Here is a 19,388-nt window from a genome sequence, read left to right as displayed (position 1 = left end):
AAGTTTTGCTTCGCAAAAGGAGGGTTGCTCACACCTGAAACATGTTCTTACGCAGCGAAACAGCAAGTGTTTCACTGCTGGGTGAACAGTAACGGTTACGTTACGATACGGGTTGACGCGTTTCCGGGAATGAGGTTATACTAGAGGTATCATATACGAAAAAGGAGTAACGAATTATGAAAGGTATCGTACTTGCCGGAGGTTCCGGCACACGTCTTTATCCGTTAACTATGGTAACATCGAAACAGCTTCTCCCGATCTATGACAAGCCGATGATCTATTATCCGCTGTCTGTTCTTATGAATGCAGGCATCCGCGACATCCTGATCATCTCCACCCCGCAGGACACCCCGCGTTTCGAGGCACTGCTCGGTGACGGCCATCAGTTCGGTGTACAGCTTTCCTACAAGGTACAGCCAAGCCCGGACGGACTGGCACAGGCCTTCATCATCGGCGAGGAGTTCATCGGGGATGATTCCGTTGCCATGGTGCTCGGCGACAACATCTTCTTCGGACACGGTCTGAACAAACGCCTGAAAGCAGCAGTAGAAAACGCTGAGACCGGAAAAGGCGCAACCGTATTCGGCTATTATGTAGATGATCCGGAGCGTTTCGGGATCGTAGAATTTGACTCCGAGGGAAAAGCCATCTCCATCGAAGAGAAACCGGAGAAACCGAAATCAAACTATTGCGTTACAGGTCTGTACTTTTATGACAACAAAGTCGTAGAGTATGCAAAAAACCTGAAACCGTCACCGCGCGGAGAACTTGAGATCACCGACCTGAACCGGATCTATCTGGAAGACGGCAGCCTGAACGTTGAGCTTCTCGGACAGGGCTTCACCTGGCTGGATACCGGTACACATGAGAGTCTGGTAGAGGCAACCAACTTCGTAAAAACCATCGAGACGCATCAGCACCGCAAGATTGCGTGCCTCGAGGAGATCGGTTACCTGAACGGCTGGATCGGCAAAGACCAGCTTCTGACCGACATCGAGCCACTGAAGAAAAATCAGTACGGCCAGTATCTGATGGATGTGATGAACGGAAAATATATCGACAAATAAAAGCGAACAGCGTTGAAGAAAACTGCCCCGGAAGAAAAATCCGGGGCAGTTTTTGAAAAAAGTGCTTGACCATGACATAACGTCATCCTTTATACTCATGGTACAAACAGAAAATCAGACTGAAAAACAAGAGACAGACAAAACATAACGATAACAAAATCAGAAAAAAGGAGAACCATTATGAGAGTATTTGTAACAGGTGTAAAAGGCCAGCTCGGCCATGACGTCATGAATGAACTTGCAAAACGCGGTCATGAAGGAATCGGCGTTGATATTGAAGAAATGGATATCACCGATGCAGAAAGCGTAAGAAAAGTCATTACCGAAGCAAATCCGGATGTCGTAATCCACTGTGCAGCATGGACCGCTGTAGACCTTGCTGAGGATGATGACAAAAAAGAAAAAGTACATCAGGTCAATGCAGTCGGAACCGAGAACATCGCAAAAGTCTGCCATGACCTTGACTGCAAAATGATCTACATCTCCACCGACTACGTATTCGACGGCCAGGGTACCCGCCCGTGGGAGCCGGATGATGAGCGTCATCCGCTGAACGTATACGGCCAGACGAAATACGAGGGAGAGCTCGCGGTAGAGAAATGGGTGAAAAAATTCTACATCGTCCGCATCGCATGGGTATTCGGCGTGAACGGAAAGAACTTCATCAAGACCATGCTGAACCTTGGAAAGACACACGATCATCTGACTGTTGTAGATGATCAGGTAGGAAGCCCGACCTACACCTACGACCTGTCCCGCCTGCTTGTTGACATGGCAGAGAAAGAGAACTACGGCCGCTACCATGCAACAAACGAGGGACTCTGCTCCTGGTATGAGTTCGCCTGCGAGATTTTCAAACAGGCCGCTGAGATCGATCCGGCTTACGGAAAAGTAAGTGTATCACCGGTAAGCTCTGACCAGTACCCGGCAAAAGCAAAACGTCCGTCCAACAGCCGCATGAGCAAAGAGAAACTGACCGAGAACGGATTCGAAAAACTGCCGACCTGGCAGGATGCGCTGCACAGATATCTGCGCGAGATCGAATTCTGATAGCAAACCCCGAAAATAACGCAAGTTTCTGAGATTGCTATAAACATTTCCAATAGGCGGAGCCCCAGGTAAAACGGGGGCTCCTTTTTCTTATGCCAAACCCATGCATTCAACAGGGAGAATGCCCTTTTTTCTTTTGTGAATATTGACAGAAAATGCCGTTAAAATTCTCACATTGGATCCGGGTATTTCTGTTGACATTTGAACATGCAATTGCCATTATGAAAGCAGAATCTTTACGTATCCGGCAGGGGGCAGGAACGTGAAGATGACAAAAGAAGGCATGGGGGATGAAGCAATGAAAAAGAGTCTGTTTTACCGGGCAAAAAAGATGCCGCCATCTGCGCAGATCATGCTGCTGTTTGCCGTCGAGGGTGTATTTCTGCAATATATCACATCGATCAACGGTTTCGGCCTGAATCTGTATGCGACAAACATGGGTGCAACCGACAGTCAGATCGGCATTATCCAGATGGTGCCGAACATTGTAGCGTGTGCAGCACTGCTGCCGCTTGGAATTCTGGCGGATCGTCTGAAGTCGACAAAGACGATACCGATGCTTACGCTTCTTGTGATGTGTGCCGGCTATGCATTTCTTGGAAGTGTACCGGCACTCGGCGAGAGACGTATGGAGCTGTTTTTTGTATCACTGGCATTTACTGCGGGGGCACTTGCTATTTACAATGCGCAGTGGCAGGCAATGTTCGGTGCTGCGGTTTCACTGCGGCAGCGAAACGATGTCTATGCCTTTCGGAATCAGTTCATGTTTGTGATTGGCATTCTTGCACCGGTGATCTGCGGGATTCTGATGGGAAGATGCCACACGGCCGATGGAAAACTTCTGGTACTCCGAAGCTTCTTTTATCTGTGTGCTGTCTGCGTTTTGTTGCAGGCCGCTGCAATCAAAAAAATTCCGGTGAAACAGCAGGAGGAGGGCAAAGCTCCGGCAGAAGCGGGAAATGCATCCTCACGTTTTTCTGTTTCTGACCTGCTGGAGGCGATCACAAGTGTGGGAAAAATAAAGCATTGCGCTGGTTCTTCGTGCCGGTGGTCTTTTTCTATATCACCTGGCAGCTTGACTGGAGCATGTGGTATTTAGGACAGGTCAAATACTGCAAAATGTCGGAGATGACACTTTCCATCTGCAACGGTGTTTTCAATATCGGTCAGCTTGCGGCAGTTGGAATGATCGCGAAGGTTGTCCGGAAAAAATCGCCGGATTTTGCACTGATTTTCGCCGGGATCGGTCTTTGCTTCTGCCCGGTTATTATGATTTTGGTTCCACATTTACCGTTGGCGTACCGCGGGGTTACTTTTATTGTTCTGATGACGGTTCTGAACGCTCCACAGTGTGCCGTTGCACTCTGCACGGTACAGATTCTTTTAAATGCCGCACCGGAAAAGAACCGTTCGCTTTTGATCAGCCTCTTTACGATGATGACGACGCTGACCAACAGTGTTCTGCCGTTGCTTGGTGTCCGTCTGTATACGGCACTTGGGGCAGATCTTACGGCACTGTACCGGTTCAACCTGATAGATCTTGGGGTTCGCATTTTATCCACACTCGGGCTGATATGGCGTTATCAGAAGGCGAAAAAAGATGGCTTTCTGACAAAGATTTCGGATTGAGACGGGCCGTAAAAGCCGAAAATAACATTTACAACAGGAACGATATCGTGTATGATAAATGTGGTTTTCTTTGCACGTATGGAAAAGAGAAGCGCAAAAAGGAGTTTAAACAATGAAATGGAATAAATTTACATTAAAAACAAGATCGGAAGTGGAAGACATTGTGATCTCCACTCTGGCCGATGTGGGAATCGAAGGCGTGGAAATTCAGGACAAACAGCCTTTGACCGAGAGCGACAAACAGCAGATGTTCGTGGATATCATGCCGGATATTCCGGATGACGACGGCATTGCCTACCTGAATTTTTACCTCGATGTGGATGAGGACAAGGAGAAGGTTCTTGCAGATGTCCGCGCGGCACTTGCAGAAATGCAGGAGTTCCTGGACCTTGGAGAGTGCACCATCACAGAGTCTGAGACAGAGGACAAGGACTGGATCAACAACTGGAAACAGTATTTCAAACAGTTCTATGTGGACGACATTCTGATCATCCCGTCCTGGGAGGAAGTAAAGCCGGAAGACCGGGATAAAATGATCATCCATATCGATCCGGGCACAGCCTTTGGAACGGGTATGCATGAGACAACACAGCTTTGCATCCGTCAGTTAAAGAAATATGTGACAAAGGATACCGAGCTGCTTGATGTCGGAACCGGAAGCGGTATTCTTTCGATTATTGCACTGAAGCTTGGTGCGCGTCATGCGGTCGGAACAGACCTCGATCCGTGTGCGGTTCCTGCGGTTGAGGAAAACAAAGAAGTCAATGGAATTCCGGTAGAAGCTTTTGATATGATGATCGGAAATATCATTGATGACAAAGAAGTACAGGACAGAGTCGGATACGAGAAATACGATATCGTTACCGCCAATATTCTTGCAGATGTTCTCGTTCCGCTGACGCCGGTAATCGTACACCAGATGAAGCCGGGCGCTGTTTATATCACATCCGGCATTCTCGATGTGAAAGAGGAAGTTGTCAAAGAGGCAGTCGTTGCAGCGGGACTTGAAGTAGTTGAAGTTACACATCAGGGCGAATGGGTTTCTGTTACAGCAAGAAAACCGATGTAAATTAAGAAAAGCGAAACACCAGAAGAGAAAGAGAACAGATTCATGTACCGTTTTTTTGTAGAAGAAAGTCAGATTTATGACGGCACTGTCCACATCACGGGCAGTGACGTTAATCACATCAAAAATGTGCTCCGCATGCGGCCGGGCGAAAAAATACTGGTCAGTACCGGAGGCGAAAAGGAATATCATTGTGCCGTTTCGGATTTCCCGGAAGGTGAGGTTCTTGCCGCAGTAGAAGAAGTCACAGCAGCAGACAGAGAACTCCCGTCCGGAATTGTACTGTTTCAGGGTCTGCCAAAAGGTGACAAAATGGAACTGATCATCCAAAAAGCAGTGGAACTTGGTGCGACGGAAATTGTTCCGGTGGAGATGAAACGCTGCGTTGTGAAGCTGGACCGGAAAAAGGCGGAAAAGAAAGCAGAGCGTTGGCAGACGATCGCGCTTGGTGCGGCAAAGCAGTCCAAACGGATGCAGATTCCGACGGTACACATGCCTGTTACATTTCAGCAGGCGCTTGCAATGATGGCAGAATCAGACGTTCGCCTGATGCCGTATGAGAACGCAGAGGGGATGGAAGGAACGAGAAGAATTCTGGAATCCATTGAACCGGGTGAATCTATTGCGATCCTGATCGGACCGGAGGGCGGCATCGACGAAGCGGAAGTGGAAATGGCCATGAAGGAAAAGGTAGAGCCGATTACGCTCGGAAAGCGCATTCTGCGCACGGAAACGGCCGGAATGACCGTGCTTTCCATTCTGGTGTATCTTTTAGAAGGAAGGGAACGAACAAGATAATGGAAGCATATCTGGACAATTCCGCAACCACCTGTGTTTATCAGGAAACCGCAGATCTCGTCTGTGATCTGATGGTAAATCATTATGGAAATCCGTCTGCGATGCATCAAAAAGGGGTAGAAGCAGAACAATATATCAGAACCGCCCAGGAAACGCTGGCAAAGATTCTGAAAGTCAAAGAAAAAGAAATTTTCTTTACCTCCGGTGGCACAGAGTCCGACAACTGGGCGCTCGTCGGAACAGCAATGGCAAATAAGAGAACGGGAAACCACATCATCACAAGCGCGATCGAGCACCCGGCCGTGTCGGCACCGCTGGCATTTCTGGAGGAGCAGGGATTCCGTATTACGCGCCTGCCGGTAAATAAAGAAGGCCTTGTGGATGTGAACGAACTCGAAGAAGCGATCACGCCGGAGACGATTCTCGTTTCGATTATGTATGTCAACAATGAGATCGGTTCTGTTGAGCCAATCGGGGAGATCGGACGCAGAATCAAGGCGAAAAATCCGAAAACGTATTTTCATGTCGATGCGATCCAGGCGTTCGGCAAATACCGGATTTATCCGAAACGGATGGGCATCGACATGCTCTCCGTGAGCGGCCACAAGATCCACGGACCGAAGGGAAGCGGCTTTTTATATATTGATGAGAAAGTAAAAATCCGTCCGCTGATCTTAGGCGGCGGCCAGCAGAACGGCATGCGTTCCGGAACCGACAATGTGCCGGGCATCGCAGGCCTTGCGAAATCCGCTGAGATCGTTTACAGGCATTTTGACGAGCAGACTGCGCAGATGCGTGCCTGCAAACACCGTCTGATCGAAGGCTTGCGGGAGCTGGACGATGTGGTCATCCATGGCATGCCGGAAGAAGAGGGTGCGCCGCAGATTGTCAATGCATCGTTCTTAAATGTGCGTAGTGAAGTGCTGCTGCACACGCTGGAGGACCGCCAGATCTACGTTTCCGCCGGAAGCGCCTGCTCATCACACAAGAGAGCCGGAAGCCCGACGCTGACTGCCATCGGCGCATCGAAAGCCGAGATGGAGTCTGCCGTGCGGTTCAGCTTCAGCGAATTTACGACACTGGAACAGATTGATTATACCCTGGATACGCTGCGCGAGGTACTGCCGATGCTGCGCAGATTTACCAGGAAATAATAGAAAGAGGAAAATTATGATTACAATACAGCCGGAAATTGAAATCCTGAGCACCGAATCCTACGAGGATATGCTGCGCCGGATCGAGAAAATCGGAAGAGTCTGCTACAAGAGCGAGGAGCGCATTGGAGAAGGCACTGCAGAGAAATTCATCGCAGGCATCATCAAACGCGGCCATGAATCCGTCATTGAGCACGGCTCCATCACCGTAAAAGTAACGTGCGACCGCGGCGTGACCCATGAGATCGTCCGCCACCGTATCGCAAGCTACAGCCAGGAGAGCACCCGCTACTGCAACTATTCGAAAGATAAATTTGGAAACCAGATCACCTGTATCGATCTGGCAACCGGATTTTCCTATGATCTGGACGACGAGAACGACCGTAAAAAATACGAGGTATGGCAGAAAGCAATGGAAGCTGCAGAGCAGTATTACTTCCAGATGCTCGAACTCGGAGCAAAGCCTGAGGAGGCAAGAAGCATTCTTCCGAACTCCCTGAAAACCGAGATCGTCATGACCATGAACTTAAGAGAGTGGCGCCACTTTATCCGGCTTCGAAGCGCCAACGCCGCACATCCGCAGATGCGTCAGGTATCTGACCTGATCCTGAAGAAATTTTCTGAGGAATATCCTCTGTTCTTCCGCGATCTGGCTGAGAAAAAAGGAGAATAAAAAACGATGATGTACAAAGCATTTCTGGTAAAATATGCCGAGATCGGCATTAAAGGAAAGAACCGTCATCTGTTCGAGAAAGCGCTCTGCGTACAGATGGAGCACGCGCTTGCCCCGGTAGACGGAAATTTCCAGGTCACCCGTGAGATGGGACGAATCTATGTCAACACCGAAGGAGACTTTGATTACGAGGGCGCTGTCGATGCGCTGACAAGAGTTTTCGGTATCGCCGAGATCTGCCCGGTTGTCATTTTAGAGGACACCGGCTTTGAAGATCTGGCAGAGGCAGTGGTTTCCTACGTGAAAGAGCTGTACCCGACCGAGGAGAAAACCTTTAAGGTATGCGCACGCCGTGCGAACAAAAACTATCCGATGCACACAATGGAAGTCAACTGCGAGCTGGGCGGCCGCATCCTCGATGTCTGCCCGAACCTCAAAGTAGACGTTCATGAGCCGGATATCTATCTGAACGTCGAGCTGCGTCAGAAGATTTATCTGTACTGCGAGAGCATCGCAGGCCCTGGCGGTATGCCGGTCGGCACAAACGGACAGGCCATGCTGCTGCTTTCCGGCGGTATCGACAGTCCGGTTGCCGGATACATGATCGCAAAACGCGGTGTTAAGATTGATGCCGTTTACTTCCATGCTCCGCCGTACACCAGCGAGAGAGCCAAACAGAAGGTTGTGGATCTTGCAAAACTCGTTGCACGCTACAGCGGCCCGATCCGTCTGCATGTGGTCAACTTCACCGAGATCCAGCTTGCAATCTACGAAAAATGCCCGCACGACGAGCTGACCATCATCATGCGCCGTTATATGATGAAGATCGCAGAAGCGTTTGCACGTCAGGACAAATGCCTTGGCCTGATCACCGGAGAGAGTATCGGACAGGTGGCAAGCCAGACGATGCATTCCCTCGCCGTTACCAACGAAGTCTGCACCATGCCGGTCTTCCGTCCGCTGATCGGTTTCGACAAACAGGAGATCGTCGATATTTCCGAAAAAATCGGTACGTACGAGACATCCGTTCTGCCGTATGAGGACTGCTGCACGATCTTCGTTGCAAAGCATCCGGTGACAAAACCGAACCTGAATGTCATCAAATGCTCCGAGCGCCATCTGGACGACGTGATCGACGAGATGATGGAACGCGCAGTTTCTACCGCAGAGACGATCGAGGTCTGCTAAGGAAAACTTGCTTTAAAGAACAAAAAGGCCGGATCTTGTTTTGGGGGTTCTGAAAAACAAGATCCGGTCCTGATGATAAACAAAGACAAAAAAAGAGCCGCGGCGAGTGCGCGGCCCTTATGTTCTATCGTAATTATACAATGTACGGAGCAAGAACATCAAGTACGGTCTGAAGAGCATCTCCATCAGCATGGACGTTCAGGTCGATCGGTTTGGAAAGGTCGAGGCTGAAGATTCCCATGATGGATTTTGCGTCGATTACGTATCTTCCGGATACCAGATCGAAATCAAAATCGAATTTGGAAATGTCGTTGACGAAAGATTTTACTTTGTCGATAGAATTAAGAGAAATCTGTACTGTTTTCATGTTTGTAATCCTCCCTGTTATTTGGTTAACATTATTTATTACCCTCATTTAACAGCTTTATCTTACCGTCTGGAGGGGAAAAAGTCAATGCGAAAACATACAAAGATAAAGTGGAATCTTCGTGATTTTTAATAATAAAGATGAAGAAGAAAGGAGTATGGCATGAAAAAAACGGTAGCTTTGCATAATCTTGGGTGTAAAGTGAACGCATATGAGCTGGAAGCCATCCAGCAGCTCCTCGAAGACAGAGGGTACGAGATCGTGCCTTTTGCACCGGGAGCGGATGTTTACATTATTAATACGTGTACCGTGACGAACATTGCGGACCGGAAATCGCGGCAGATGCTGCACAAAGCGAAAAAGATGAATCCCGATGCGGTTGTTGTGGCCTGCGGCTGTTATGTGCAGGCGGCTGGGGAAAAACTCGAAGAGGATACGGCGATTGATCTGATCATCGGAAATAATAAGAAGAAAGATCTTGTGGATATTCTGGAAAACTTTCTGGCAGAACGTGAGGACGGTGGAAAACCATCCAACGCGGAGTGTAAGAGCTTCCTCGTGGATATGACACACAACCGTGAGTACGAGACACTCTCGATCAGCAAAACGGCGGAGCACACCCGCGCATTCCTGAAAGTACAGGATGGATGCAATCAGTTCTGTACTTATTGTATCATTCCGTACGCACGCGGCCGAGTCAGAAGCCGCCGCCAGAGTGATGTGGTAGAAGAAGTAAAACGTCTGGCAGAGGCCGGTTATCAGGAAGTAGTGCTGACGGGTATCCACCTTTCCTCCTACGGACTCGATTTCCCGGAGGGCGAAAAAGAGACGCTGCTCGATCTCATCCGTGCTGTTGATGCAGTGGACGGCATCAGAAGAATCCGTCTCGGATCCCTGGAGCCGGGCATCATCACCGAAGAGTTTGCAGAGGCGATCGCCGCAATGCCGAAGGTGTGCCCGCATTTCCATCTTTCGCTGCAGAGCGGAAGCAATGGAACACTGAAGCGGATGAACCGGAAATATACCGCAGAAGAATACAAACACAAATGCGATCTTCTGCGTAAGGTATATGGAAATCCGGCGCTGACGACCGATGTGATTGTCGGTTTCCCGCAGGAGAGTGAGGAGGAGTTTGAAGAGTCGCGCGCCTTTGTCGAGGACATTCATTTCTTCGAGACTCACATCTTCAAGTATTCGAGAAGAGAAGGCACCCGCGCCGCAGCGATGGCAGGCCAGATTCCGGAGCAGGAGAAGACGAAGCGCAGCCACGTTCTGCTGGAACTGGACGAGAGACGGAGACAGGAATATATGGAAGGCTTCCTCGGAAAAGAGCTGGAAGTGCTCATGGAAGAAGAAGTCGAGATCGACGGCGTCCATTACTGGACGGGACACACGAGAGAATATCTGCGCGTTGCCGTTCTTTCAGAAGAAAATCTCATGAATCAGATGGTGCTTGTCACCCCGGCGAGAATCCATGGAAAAGACTGTCTGATGTAGGAAATGATACCAATCCGGAAGATCTGATAGAAAAAAGAGCCGGAACGAAAAAGTTCGTTGCACTTTTTGAGGGTTCGTGGTAGAATACCCCGTGAGCCTGCAAAAAGGCGGGCAGACGAAGAAGAAAAACAGCGGCTGGCAGAACGAACGAAGAAGTGAGGGATGTCGGCTGCTTTCGCGTCTAAAAAGTATAATCTGTAATTCGTAGTAATTCGTAATGAAATGTTCGGCCGCAGATGCGGCAAAGGGTAAAAATCGTGATCAAAGAAGAGATTGTCAGAGAACTTTATGCAATTGCAGGGGAAGATGCGGTACAGACCGCAGAACCGATGAAAAATCATACGACCTTCCGTGTGGGCGGTCCGGCAGATTATTTCGTCGCTCCTCATACAGAAGAAGAAATTAGAAAAATCGTGGCTCTCTGCGAAGAAAAAGAGATCCCGTGGTTCGTCACCGGAAACGGCAGCAATCTCGTTGTAAGTGACGAGGGCTACCACGGTGTGATTCTTTCGGTTTACAAAAACTTTCAGGGAATCGAAGTGGAAGGAAACAGAATCCGGGCGAAAGCCGGAAGCATGCTCGTATCCATCAGCCGGGCGGCAAGAGAAGCCGGTCTTTCCGGTATGGAGTTTGCCTCCGGAATCCCTGGAACTTTAGGCGGCGGCGTCCGTATGAACGCGGGAGCCTACGGCGGAGAGATGAAGGATATTGTACAGAATGTCACTGTACTCACAAGAGAAGGTGAGATCCGGAAACTGGAAAAAGAAGAGCTCGGCTTCGGCTACCGTGCCAGCGTCATCAAAGACAGAGGCTACGTCGTACTTGGAGCAGAACTTATGCTTGTTCCGGGAGATAAAGAAGAAATTCTTGCCCGCATGCAGGAATTGAAAAACAAGCGGGTAGAGAAACAGCCGCTCGAGTATCCGAGCGCCGGCAGCGCATTCAAGCGGCCGGAAGGCTATTTTGCAGGCAAGCTTGTGATGGATGCCGGATTTTCCGGCTACGCAGTCGGCGGTGCAAAAGTATCGGAAAAACACTGCGGCTTTCTGATCAATGCAGGTGGTGCAACCGCATCGGATGTGATGGAACTGATCCGTCAGATCCAGGCAAAAGTAAAAGAACAGTTTGGCGTACAGCTTGAGCCGGAAATCCAGTTCCTCGGGGAATTCTGATTTTCGTTATCCACCAAAGGAGAAAAAACATGCGTTTTGTAATTGTGACCGGCATGTCCGGTGCGGGAAAAAGTACAGCGTTGAAAATGCTGGAGGACGCGGAATATTTCTGCGTCGATAACCTTCCGATCCCGCTGGTTGAAAAATTTGCACAGCTTACCGCCGACGGTACTTCCGGAGAAATCCAGAAAGTGGCAGTCGGAATCGATATCCGAAGCGGCCAGGCGCTCCCGGACCTGCAGAATGTTCTGGAGTGGATGAGCATCAACGGAATCTGCTATGAGATCCTGTTTCTGGACGCGTCCGATGACGTGCTGGTCAAACGATACAAAGAGACGAGAAGAACGCACCCGCTGGCAGGCCTTGGACGGGTGGATGAGGGAATTAGAAAAGAGCGCAAAGCACTTGAGTTCCTGAAAAAAGATGCGGACTACATTCTCGATACGAGCCAGCTTCTCACAAGAGAGCTGAAAGCGGAGCTCGATAAGATTTTCGTGCAGGATCAGAAATTCAAAAATCTGATGATTACCGTGCTCTCATTTGGATTCAAATACGGAATCCCGGCGGATTCGGACCTTGTTTTCGATGTGCGGTTCCTGCCGAATCCCTACTACGTAGAAGGCATGCGCCCGCTCTCCGGCAACGATGCTCCGGTGCGGGATTATGTGATGGGATTTGAGACAGCGCAGGTGTTTGCGGAAAAATTAGAGGATATGATCCGTTTTCTGATTCCGAATTATATTTCCGAGGGCAAGCATCAGCTCATTATCAGCATCGGCTGTACCGGTGGAAAACACCGTTCCGTAACCCTTGCCAACGAGCTGTACCGGCGTCTTTCCAACGCGAAGGACTATGGAATCCGGATTGAGCACCGGGATCTGGAAAAAGACGCCATCCGAAAAGGAATTTAGAGGTGGAAGGATGTCATTCTCAAGCGAGGTAAAAGAGGAATTATCGAGACATCTTCCGACGGCACGCCACTGCCAGATTGCGGAAACAGCGGCGATCCTGTCACTCTGCGGACAGATTTCCGAGAAGGACGGGACGATACGGATTCAGACAGAGAATGCGTATGTGGCAAGAAAGTACTTTACTTTATTGAAAAAAACATTTAATATAGAGGCAGAGCTTGCAGTTAAGCTGAATCAGAAGGAAAATACGTATCTGATCCGCGCAAATGACAGGGAAGAAACCCGTCAGATTCTGCAGGCAGTGAAGTTACACGAGACAGACCGGCAGTTAACAATGCCGATTCCGGCTGTTGTGGTACAGCGTCAGTGCTGCAAACGGGCATTTCTGCGGGGCGCATTTTTAGCGTCCGGTTCCATCAGCGATCCCAACCGGTTTTACCATCTCGAAATTGTCTGCCCCGATGCGCCGAGAGCAGAACAGGTGCAGGAACTTCTGAAAAGCTTTGGAATTGATGCACGGATCGTTCTCCGGAAAAACCACCATGTGGTTTATATGAAAGAAGGCGCACAGATTGTGGAGATGCTTGGCATCATGGAAGCCAACATCGCACTTATGAATCTGGAAAACGTGCGGATCTTAAAAGAAATGCGCGGCAGTGTCAACCGAAAGGTGAACTGTGAAACTGCCAACATCAACAAAACGGTCAGCGCGGCGATCCGCCAGATCGAAGATATCCGGTATATCGAAGAAACCACAGGCTTTTCTTCTCTGCCGGAACCGCTGGAGCAGATGGCAAGGCTCCGCTTACAATACCCGGAAGCATCGCTTCTGGAACTGGGCAAGATGTTAACGCCGGTTGTTGGTAAATCCGGAGTTAATCATAGATTAAGGAAACTAAAAGAGATTGCAGAAGATTTGCGAAGGAAACAAGGAGGAGAAGTATTATGATTAAGAAACCAATCACAATTCGTCTTTCAAGCGGCCTGGAGGCGAGACCAGTTGCCATGCTGGTACAGGTAGCGAGCCAGTACGAAAGTGAAATCTACGTCGAGAGCGGCAGAAAAAAAGTAAATGCGAAGAGCATTATGGGTATGATGACACTTGGTCTGGACAATGGCGAGGAAGTTACCGTGACCGCAAACGGAAAAGACGAGAGCGAAGCCATGGACGGCGTTGAAAAATATTTAAGCAGTCCTTCTGCTGAATAATCTTACTGCACTTATAGCATAAACATAGAGCAAAACGGCATGTCAGAAAATTTTGACATGCCGTTTTGCTATGCTTTTTTATGCGAAAACAGACGAAAATCAGACCACGTTCTTCGCGCGGAACCAGTAGGTATAGAGATAGGAAAAACCGAGCGATTCATACAGTGTGATCGCAGGCGTGTTTCCCTCGACAACCTGAAGATACGCTTTCGTTGCACCGAGCCGGATTCCCTCGGAGAGGATTGTGCGGCAGATCGAGGAAGCGTAGTGGCGGTGGCGGTACGCAGGATGCACATGGATGGCATAGACACCGACGTAATCGCGGTCGCGGATGCCAAGGCCGGTGGCAACGATTGTTCCGGTTTCATCCTGGATGGAGGTACAGATGGTTTCTTTTGGAATGGCGCGGTACATCGAAGGAACGACCATACGGTGCATCACGTTCGTCGTGCTCTTTAAAGCAAAGAGGCTGTCAATCCATTTCGGCGGGATAAAGCTGCTGACGGTCACGGCAACGGCAGGATCCTTTTTGGCAAAGTTCGCCAGATCCATTGTCATGACGTGCGTCGTGTGCTGGACTACATAGCCGCGGTCGGCGAGCATTGCATCAAAGCCCGGATTGACAAGCGGACTGATCTTGAAAATTGCCGGTGTACCCCAGCGACGGTAGATCTCCTCACAGTACTGCACTTTTTCCTCCACCGGAATCGTGGACGGCCCGATCTGCTCGACGCTGTTGGTCCGGTGTGTATAAAAATAAGAAAAACGAAGAATCCATCCGTCGTACAGCTCGATCTGGTGAGACGGCCATGCGTTCAGGGAAAGATCTTCGATGGTTTTGATCAGTGTATTCATATGAAAGTATTCCCCCTTTGGTTATGTATATAGTATAGAAGAAACAGGACAGATCTTCAAGAAAAAATCGAAAAATTCGACACGCGGAACCGGGCGGCCGGGACACGATGCGTAACGTTTTCTTGCATAATCGAAGAAAAGGGGTTATAATAGGGGGCAAAGACTGAGAATACAAGGAGAATTGAATATGTCAAAATTACTGAAGGTAATTGTGAATACGCTGCTTCTGCTTGCAATCCTGTCAGCAGGCGCACTGGTGATTCCGCCGTTTGCCGGCATCACGACACTTGTCTCAGACGGGATGGGAAATACCAACATTTCTCGCGGCGCTGTCACGTACGCAAAGAAGACAGATACGTCATCGGTTGCGACGGGAGAAAAAATCCTGGTTGATGACAATTCCGGAAAGTATATCTATACGATACAGTCCCTCGACACCGCTGCCGGAACCGCATCCGTAAAAAATGTGATCAGTGGAGACACAACGGAAATTACCGTGAGAGCAACCGTGAGCAAAGTGATCGTCACGATTCCGGTGATCGGCTTTCTGTCGATGGCGGCGCAGAGCAGAGAGGGAATCATGATCATCGGACTTGCCATCCTGTTTCTGGTCATTCTGTTTATCCTTTCCGAGGTATGGAAACGTGATGAAGAAGAGGAGGATGATGAAGAAGAGGAAGAAGACGAGGACGATGAGAAAGCGTCCGAAGAGCTTCGCAGCAGAAAGAAAGCTGCCCTGGAAGAAAAAAAGAAACGGGAAGAACAGGAAATGACCGAACAGTTGAGAGCAGCCGACCAGAAGACGGCAGAAGAAGAGAATCAGGACGAATTTGAAATTCCGGATCTGGAAGAAGAAGAAACGGAGCAGGTGTCCTTTAATACCGTCGATCTGCAGAACCTTGTAAGAGGAGAAGAAACCGAAGAAATTCCGGAAGCCGTGGAAGAAACGGAAATCGTCGAAGAAGCTGCCGCAGAAGAAACAGCGGAAGAAGTGACAGAAGAAACCGAAGAAACGGAATCAGCAGAGCCGGAAACTGTGGAAGAAATCGAAGAGTTTGAAGAAACCATCGAAGAGCCGGAAGAAGAGCCGGAACCGGAACCGTCCGAACCGATCGAACTTGCCATGCCGGTTTACACGGCGGAAGAACTCCTCCAGAAGGCCCACGCAGCCGGAGATGACCCGAAAGTCATTGAAGATCCTGCAACCGGCATCACAATCTTAGATTATTCCGACATTCTGTAACTATTCAGAGCCATGCGAACGAAAAGAACGCAAATCATGCTTGCATGAATGGACGTTCTTTTCTTTTTGTTCATATGGCAAGAAGCCACATCGAGATGCATCGCAGCGGAATCGAGATGGGGCTCTGAATAGTTGGAAAACGTCAAAAAAGAGAGAGATATAGGAAAAGTGCACAACACGGCACCCCTGTATTTCTCTTTTTGCATAAAAACGGATAAATCGAAAAAAATAAAAAAAAACCTTGATTTTTCGCGTGCTTTCTTGTATACTAACAACTGTTGTGACATTGATAGCGTTGAAGCGCGAGGTTGCCGCTGAGAAACAGCGGGTTTTCCGTGGAGCGAATGTCAAGTTAAAGAAACTGGCGACAAGTCACTGTACCCACAATTAAGTCCACCTGTAAGAGTGGAAACGACCGTGTGCAAACATCAGGACACACACGGGTAAGTGTACAGTCACCGCTTGTCGTACTCGTAAAAGTGCGAAAAGGAGGCGACTTTTTTTATGGCAAGTCAAGTAATGAGAATTACACTGAAAGCGTATGATCATCAGTTAGTAGATGCATCTGCACAGAAAATTATCGAAACTGTAAAGAAGAACGGAGCAACGGTGAGCGGACCAGTACCGCTTCCAACGAAGAAAGAGGTAGTAACTATCCTTCGTGCCGTTCATAAGTACAAAGATTCCCGTGAGCAGTTCGAGCAGAGAACCCACAAGAGACTGATTGATATCATCGCACCTACCCAGAAAACAGTGGATGCATTATCAAGACTGGAAATGCCGGCTGGCGTTTACATCGACATCAAGATGAAAAACAAATAAGATCAGCTGTAAAAAGTCCGGGATCAGCCCCCGGCCATCAATTAAGTAAGCAATAGATGATATAGAAGCAACACTCATTCGAAGGAATCAACATCCCTAAGGGTCATAGTGTTCCACTTATATCAACTGTTCGCTAGAATGAACTTCTTTATAATAGGAAGTTCCGCTGTAGATAAAACAGGAGGTAAAAGGAATGAAGAAAGCAATTTTAGCTACAAAAGTCGGAATGACTCAGATCTTCGACGAAAACGGTGTTTTAGTACCGGTAACTGTATTGCAGGCAGGTCCGTGTGTTGTAACACAGGTGAAAACCGCAGACAACGACGGGTACAGTGCAATTCAGGTAGGCTTCGGCGAGAAGAAAGAAAACCGTGTGAACAAACCAATGAAAGGCCAGTTCGCAAAAGCAGGTGTTTCCTGCAAGAGATATCTGAAAGAGTTCAGATTTGAAGATGCTGAAACCTATACATTAGGACAGGAAATCAAGGCCGATATCTTTGGCGCAGGCGACAAAATCGACGCTACTGCAACAAGCAAAGGTAAAGGATTCCAGGGTGCCATCAAGAGACATGGTCAGTCCAGAGGACCTATGGCTCATGGTTCCAAATATCATCGTCACGCAGGTTCCAATGGTGCTTGCTCCGATCCGAGTAAGGTATTCAAAGGAAAAAGAATGCCAGGACAGATGGGCGGAAAGAAAATCACCGTACAGAACCTGGAAATCGTAAAAGTTGACGTAGAGAACAATTTACTGTTAGTCAAAGGTGCTGTACCAGGACCGAAGAAATCCATGGTTACCATCAAAGAGACAGTAAAATGCGGTAAATAAGTTCGTTGAAAGGAGGAACACACGTAATGGCTAACGTATCTGTATTAAATATGGAAGGCAAAGAAGTTGGCAGCATGGAGCTTAATGATGCAGTGTTCGGTGTAGAAATCAACGAGCATCTGGTACATCAGGCTGTAGTGCTTCAGCTTGCAAATAATCGTCAGGGAACTCAGAAAGCTAAAACCCGTTCCGAAGTAAGCGGTGGCGGAAGAAAACCGTGGAGACAGAAAGGAACAGGTCACGCAAGACAGGGTTCAACAAGAGCTCCTCAGTGGACAGGCGGCGGAGTTGTATTCGCTCCAGTACCAAGAGATTACTCTTTCAAAATGAACAAGAAAGAGAAAAGAGCTGCATTAAAATCCGTTCTGACAAGCAAAGTTCAGGAGAACAAATTCATCGTTCTTGATGAGCTGAAACTTGCAGAGGTTAAAACAAAAGAGATGAAGAAAGTGCTTGATAACCTCAAAGTAAACAACGCACTGGTAATCATCGGAGATGACAGCGAAAACGTAGCACTTTCCGCAAGAAATATTGCTGGCGTTCAGACTGCATCTGTTAATACCATCAATGTATTCGACATGCTGAAATACAACACCATCATCGCAACCAAGAGCAGTGTTGCATCTATCGAGGAGGTGTACGCATAATGGCAGATATCAGATATTACGACGTAATCCTGAAACCAATCGTAACTGAGAAGAGCATGAACGCTATGGGCGAGAAGAAATACACATTTATGGTTCACCCGGAAGCAAACAAATCTCAGATTAAAGAAGCAGTTGAGAAAATGTTCGAAGGAACAAAAGTAAAAAGCGTAAACACCATGAACATGGACGGAAAGAACAAACGTCGTGGAATGGTAGTTGGAAAAACTGCAAAGAGCAAGAAGGCAATCGTTGCTCTGACCGAGGACAGCAAAGACATCGAAATCTTCGAAGGACTTTAATTAGCAGCTGTTCGAAATATGCACACATAAGTGCGATACGAAATGAAAGGAGAACAAAGTAATGGGAATCAAAAGCTTTAACCCATATACACCTTCCAGAAGACACATGACCTCCTCTGATTTCAACGAAATCACGAAGAGCACACCGGAGAAATCTCTGGTAGTGTCCCTGAAGAAAAACGCTGGTCGTAACAACCAGGGTAAAATCACTGTAAGACACCGCGGAGGCGGAAGCAGAAGAAAATACAGAATCATCGACTTCAAGAGAAGAAAAGATGATGTTCCGGCAATCGTTAAATCGATCGAGTACGATCCGAACAGAACAGCAAACATCGCTCTGATCTGCTATGCAGACGGCGAGAAAGCATACATCCTGGCTCCGGAAGGACTGAAAGTTGGCATGAAGGTTATGAGCGGCGCTGCTGCAGAGGTAAGACCTGGAAACTGCCTGCCGCTGTCCGAGATTCCGGTTGGTACCATGGTTCACAACGTAGAGCTTCATGCAGGCAAAGGCGGACAGCTTGTTCGTGCAGCTGGTAATGGCGCTCAGCTGATGGCTAAAGAAGGTAAATACGCAACCCTTCGTCTTCCGTCTGGAGAGATGAGAATGGTTCCGATCAACTGCCGTGCATCCATCGGTGTTGTTGGAAATGGCGAGCACAGCCTGATCAACATTGGTAAAGCAGGACGGAAACGTAACATGGGTATCCGCCCGACTGTACGTGGTTCTGTCATGAACCCGAATGACCATCCACATGGTGGTGGAGAAGGAAAGACCGGTATCGGACGTCCGGGCCCGTCTACTCCTTGGGGAAAACCGGCTCTTGGCCTGAAGACCAGAGCAAAGAACAAGCAGTCTAACAAGTACATCGTAAGAAGACGCGATGGAAAAGCTTTATCGAAATAAGGAGG

22 protein-coding genes are annotated in these 19,388 nt (G+C 48.5%); 20 read left to right on the top strand and 2 right to left on the bottom strand.

Annotated elements, in window-relative coordinates; all coding sequences use genetic code 11:
* The first annotated feature begins 176 nt into the window (after nucleotides 1-176).
* The 9 genes from rfbA to thiI all read left to right on the top strand — a co-directional run bounded on the left by rfbA (nucleotide 177) and on the right by thiI (nucleotide 8,625).
* Complete coding sequence (rfbA, locus tag DWW13_RS06810) at nucleotides 177-1,067, top strand: glucose-1-phosphate thymidylyltransferase RfbA (protein ID WP_022461852.1); 891 nt, start codon at nucleotides 177-179, stop codon at nucleotides 1,065-1,067.
* A 180-nt stretch (nucleotides 1,068-1,247) separates the two neighbouring features.
* Nucleotides 1,248-2,117 carry a dTDP-4-dehydrorhamnose reductase gene (rfbD, locus tag DWW13_RS06805; RefSeq protein ID WP_022461851.1) on the top strand — a complete coding sequence of 290 codons (870 nt, stop codon included), beginning with the start codon at nucleotides 1,248-1,250 and terminating at the stop codon, nucleotides 2,115-2,117.
* A gap of 268 nt (nucleotides 2,118-2,385) precedes the next feature.
* Nucleotides 2,386-3,216 (top strand): MFS transporter, encoded by an 831-nt coding sequence (locus DWW13_RS06800; protein WP_117804627.1) that lies wholly within the window; start codon nucleotides 2,386-2,388, stop codon nucleotides 3,214-3,216.
* Entirely contained in the window at nucleotides 3,204-3,746 is a 543-nt protein-coding gene (locus DWW13_RS06795; RefSeq protein WP_117804626.1) for a hypothetical protein, read from the top strand. The genes DWW13_RS06800 and DWW13_RS06795 overlap by 13 nt, the downstream gene beginning before the upstream one ends.
* Nucleotides 3,747-3,858: 112 nt before the next feature.
* A complete protein-coding gene (gene prmA / locus DWW13_RS06790) occupies nucleotides 3,859-4,815 on the top strand; it encodes a 50S ribosomal protein L11 methyltransferase (protein WP_022461849.1) in 957 nt (318 codons plus the stop codon).
* A gap of 42 nt (nucleotides 4,816-4,857) precedes the next feature.
* Nucleotides 4,858-5,610 carry a 16S rRNA (uracil(1498)-N(3))-methyltransferase gene (locus tag DWW13_RS06785; RefSeq protein ID WP_022461848.1) on the top strand — a complete coding sequence of 251 codons (753 nt, stop codon included), beginning with the start codon at nucleotides 4,858-4,860 and terminating at the stop codon, nucleotides 5,608-5,610.
* Complete coding sequence (locus tag DWW13_RS06780; RefSeq protein WP_118660036.1) at nucleotides 5,610-6,764, top strand: cysteine desulfurase family protein; 1,155 nt, start codon at nucleotides 5,610-5,612, stop codon at nucleotides 6,762-6,764. The genes DWW13_RS06785 and DWW13_RS06780 overlap by 1 nt, the downstream gene beginning before the upstream one ends.
* 16 nt (nucleotides 6,765-6,780) lie before the next feature.
* Nucleotides 6,781-7,437: an FAD-dependent thymidylate synthase gene (gene thyX, locus DWW13_RS06775; protein ID WP_022461846.1), complete on the top strand. Its 657-nt coding sequence runs from the start codon at nucleotides 6,781-6,783 to the stop codon at nucleotides 7,435-7,437.
* A gap of 9 nt (nucleotides 7,438-7,446) precedes the next feature.
* Nucleotides 7,447-8,625, top strand: a complete 1,179-nt coding sequence (gene thiI / locus DWW13_RS06770) for a tRNA uracil 4-sulfurtransferase ThiI (RefSeq protein ID WP_082424694.1) — start codon at nucleotides 7,447-7,449, stop codon at nucleotides 8,623-8,625.
* A gap of 133 nt (nucleotides 8,626-8,758) precedes the next feature.
* Here thiI and DWW13_RS06765 read toward each other — a convergent pair whose 3' ends face one another.
* Nucleotides 8,759-8,992, bottom strand: a complete 234-nt coding sequence (locus tag DWW13_RS06765; protein ID WP_022461844.1) for an HPr family phosphocarrier protein — start codon at nucleotides 8,990-8,992, stop codon at nucleotides 8,759-8,761.
* 162 nt (nucleotides 8,993-9,154) lie between these two features.
* Between DWW13_RS06765 and mtaB the strand changes: the two genes are divergently transcribed.
* The 5 genes from mtaB to DWW13_RS06740 all read left to right on the top strand — a co-directional run bounded on the left by mtaB (nucleotide 9,155) and on the right by DWW13_RS06740 (nucleotide 13,781).
* Nucleotides 9,155-10,489 (top strand): tRNA (N(6)-L-threonylcarbamoyladenosine(37)-C(2))-methylthiotransferase MtaB, encoded by a 1,335-nt coding sequence (gene mtaB, locus DWW13_RS06760; RefSeq protein WP_118719654.1) that lies wholly within the window; start codon nucleotides 9,155-9,157, stop codon nucleotides 10,487-10,489.
* A gap of 260 nt (nucleotides 10,490-10,749) precedes the next feature.
* Nucleotides 10,750-11,661 (top strand): UDP-N-acetylmuramate dehydrogenase, encoded by a 912-nt coding sequence (gene murB / locus DWW13_RS06755; protein WP_416388352.1) that lies wholly within the window; start codon nucleotides 10,750-10,752, stop codon nucleotides 11,659-11,661.
* A gap of 29 nt (nucleotides 11,662-11,690) precedes the next feature.
* A complete protein-coding gene (gene rapZ / locus DWW13_RS06750; protein ID WP_022461841.1) occupies nucleotides 11,691-12,572 on the top strand; it encodes an RNase adapter RapZ in 882 nt (293 codons plus the stop codon).
* Between the two features lie 10 nt (nucleotides 12,573-12,582).
* Nucleotides 12,583-13,521 (top strand): DNA-binding protein WhiA, encoded by a 939-nt coding sequence (gene whiA / locus DWW13_RS06745; protein ID WP_055227735.1) that lies wholly within the window; start codon nucleotides 12,583-12,585, stop codon nucleotides 13,519-13,521.
* Nucleotides 13,518-13,781 (top strand): HPr family phosphocarrier protein, encoded by a 264-nt coding sequence (locus tag DWW13_RS06740; protein ID WP_055227733.1) that lies wholly within the window; start codon nucleotides 13,518-13,520, stop codon nucleotides 13,779-13,781. Before whiA ends, DWW13_RS06740 begins: the two co-directional genes overlap by 4 nt.
* A 99-nt stretch (nucleotides 13,782-13,880) precedes the next feature.
* Here DWW13_RS06740 and DWW13_RS06735 read toward each other — a convergent pair whose 3' ends face one another.
* On the bottom strand, nucleotides 13,881-14,636 hold the full coding sequence (locus DWW13_RS06735) for a GNAT family N-acetyltransferase (protein ID WP_055220765.1): 756 nt from the start codon (nucleotides 14,634-14,636) through the stop codon (nucleotides 13,881-13,883).
* A gap of 187 nt (nucleotides 14,637-14,823) precedes the next feature.
* Between DWW13_RS06735 and DWW13_RS18795 the strand changes: the two genes are divergently transcribed.
* From DWW13_RS18795 to rplB, 6 genes are all read left to right on the top strand, one after another.
* On the top strand, nucleotides 14,824-15,879 hold the full coding sequence (locus DWW13_RS18795) for a hypothetical protein (RefSeq protein ID WP_158579755.1): 1,056 nt from the start codon (nucleotides 14,824-14,826) through the stop codon (nucleotides 15,877-15,879).
* A gap of 504 nt (nucleotides 15,880-16,383) precedes the next feature.
* The gene (gene rpsJ / locus DWW13_RS06725) at nucleotides 16,384-16,701 is read left to right on the top strand and encodes a 30S ribosomal protein S10 (RefSeq protein WP_117510469.1); all 318 of its coding nucleotides are present in this window, start codon (nucleotides 16,384-16,386) and stop codon (nucleotides 16,699-16,701) included.
* Between the two features lie 193 nt (nucleotides 16,702-16,894).
* A complete protein-coding gene (gene rplC, locus DWW13_RS06720) occupies nucleotides 16,895-17,530 on the top strand; it encodes a 50S ribosomal protein L3 (protein ID WP_022461666.1) in 636 nt (211 codons plus the stop codon).
* Between the two features lie 26 nt (nucleotides 17,531-17,556).
* On the top strand, nucleotides 17,557-18,177 hold the full coding sequence (gene rplD, locus DWW13_RS06715) for a 50S ribosomal protein L4 (protein WP_022461665.1): 621 nt from the start codon (nucleotides 17,557-17,559) through the stop codon (nucleotides 18,175-18,177).
* Nucleotides 18,177-18,476 (top strand): 50S ribosomal protein L23, encoded by a 300-nt coding sequence (rplW, locus tag DWW13_RS06710; protein ID WP_022461664.1) that lies wholly within the window; start codon nucleotides 18,177-18,179, stop codon nucleotides 18,474-18,476. Before rplD ends, rplW begins: the two co-directional genes overlap by 1 nt.
* A 61-nt stretch (nucleotides 18,477-18,537) precedes the next feature.
* The gene (gene rplB / locus DWW13_RS06705) at nucleotides 18,538-19,383 is read left to right on the top strand and encodes a 50S ribosomal protein L2 (RefSeq protein WP_055266980.1); all 846 of its coding nucleotides are present in this window, start codon (nucleotides 18,538-18,540) and stop codon (nucleotides 19,381-19,383) included.
* The last annotated feature ends 5 nt before the right edge of the window (nucleotides 19,384-19,388 follow it).

This window comes from Blautia sp. AF14-40 (genome assembly GCF_003479665.1).
Lineage (GTDB): Bacteria > Bacillota > Clostridia > Lachnospirales > Lachnospiraceae > Fusicatenibacter > Fusicatenibacter saccharivorans.
Note: the sequence above shows the minus strand (reverse complement) of the source record. Positions and strands in the feature narration are given on the sequence as shown.

Bases quoted from the DNA above. Each gene is read 5' to 3' on its own strand.
- rfbA (WP_022461852.1), top strand. From the start codon at position 177: ATGAAAGGTATCGTACTTGCCGGAGGTTCCGGCACACGTCTTTATCCG.
- rfbD (WP_022461851.1), top strand. From the start codon at position 1,248: ATGAGAGTATTTGTAACAGGTGTAAAAGGCCAGCTCGGCCATGACGTC.
- DWW13_RS06800 (WP_117804627.1), top strand. From the start codon at position 2,386: ATGACAAAAGAAGGCATGGGGGATGAAGCAATGAAAAAGAGTCTGTTT.
- DWW13_RS06795 (WP_117804626.1), top strand. From the start codon at position 3,204: ATGTGGTATTTAGGACAGGTCAAATACTGCAAAATGTCGGAGATGACA.
- prmA (WP_022461849.1), top strand. From the start codon at position 3,859: ATGAAATGGAATAAATTTACATTAAAAACAAGATCGGAAGTGGAAGAC.
- DWW13_RS06785 (WP_022461848.1), top strand. From the start codon at position 4,858: ATGTACCGTTTTTTTGTAGAAGAAAGTCAGATTTATGACGGCACTGTC.
- DWW13_RS06780 (WP_118660036.1), top strand. From the start codon at position 5,610: ATGGAAGCATATCTGGACAATTCCGCAACCACCTGTGTTTATCAGGAA.
- thyX (WP_022461846.1), top strand. From the start codon at position 6,781: ATGATTACAATACAGCCGGAAATTGAAATCCTGAGCACCGAATCCTAC.
- thiI (WP_082424694.1), top strand. From the start codon at position 7,447: ATGTACAAAGCATTTCTGGTAAAATATGCCGAGATCGGCATTAAAGGA.
- DWW13_RS06765 (WP_022461844.1), bottom strand. From the start codon at position 8,992: ATGAAAACAGTACAGATTTCTCTTAATTCTATCGACAAAGTAAAATCT.
- mtaB (WP_118719654.1), top strand. From the start codon at position 9,155: ATGAAAAAAACGGTAGCTTTGCATAATCTTGGGTGTAAAGTGAACGCA.
- rapZ (WP_022461841.1), top strand. From the start codon at position 11,691: ATGCGTTTTGTAATTGTGACCGGCATGTCCGGTGCGGGAAAAAGTACA.
- whiA (WP_055227735.1), top strand. From the start codon at position 12,583: ATGTCATTCTCAAGCGAGGTAAAAGAGGAATTATCGAGACATCTTCCG.
- DWW13_RS06740 (WP_055227733.1), top strand. From the start codon at position 13,518: ATGATTAAGAAACCAATCACAATTCGTCTTTCAAGCGGCCTGGAGGCG.
- DWW13_RS06735 (WP_055220765.1), bottom strand. From the start codon at position 14,636: ATGAATACACTGATCAAAACCATCGAAGATCTTTCCCTGAACGCATGG.
- DWW13_RS18795 (WP_158579755.1), top strand. From the start codon at position 14,824: ATGTCAAAATTACTGAAGGTAATTGTGAATACGCTGCTTCTGCTTGCA.
- rpsJ (WP_117510469.1), top strand. From the start codon at position 16,384: ATGGCAAGTCAAGTAATGAGAATTACACTGAAAGCGTATGATCATCAG.
- rplC (WP_022461666.1), top strand. From the start codon at position 16,895: ATGAAGAAAGCAATTTTAGCTACAAAAGTCGGAATGACTCAGATCTTC.
- rplD (WP_022461665.1), top strand. From the start codon at position 17,557: ATGGCTAACGTATCTGTATTAAATATGGAAGGCAAAGAAGTTGGCAGC.
- rplW (WP_022461664.1), top strand. From the start codon at position 18,177: ATGGCAGATATCAGATATTACGACGTAATCCTGAAACCAATCGTAACT.
- rplB (WP_055266980.1), top strand. From the start codon at position 18,538: ATGGGAATCAAAAGCTTTAACCCATATACACCTTCCAGAAGACACATG.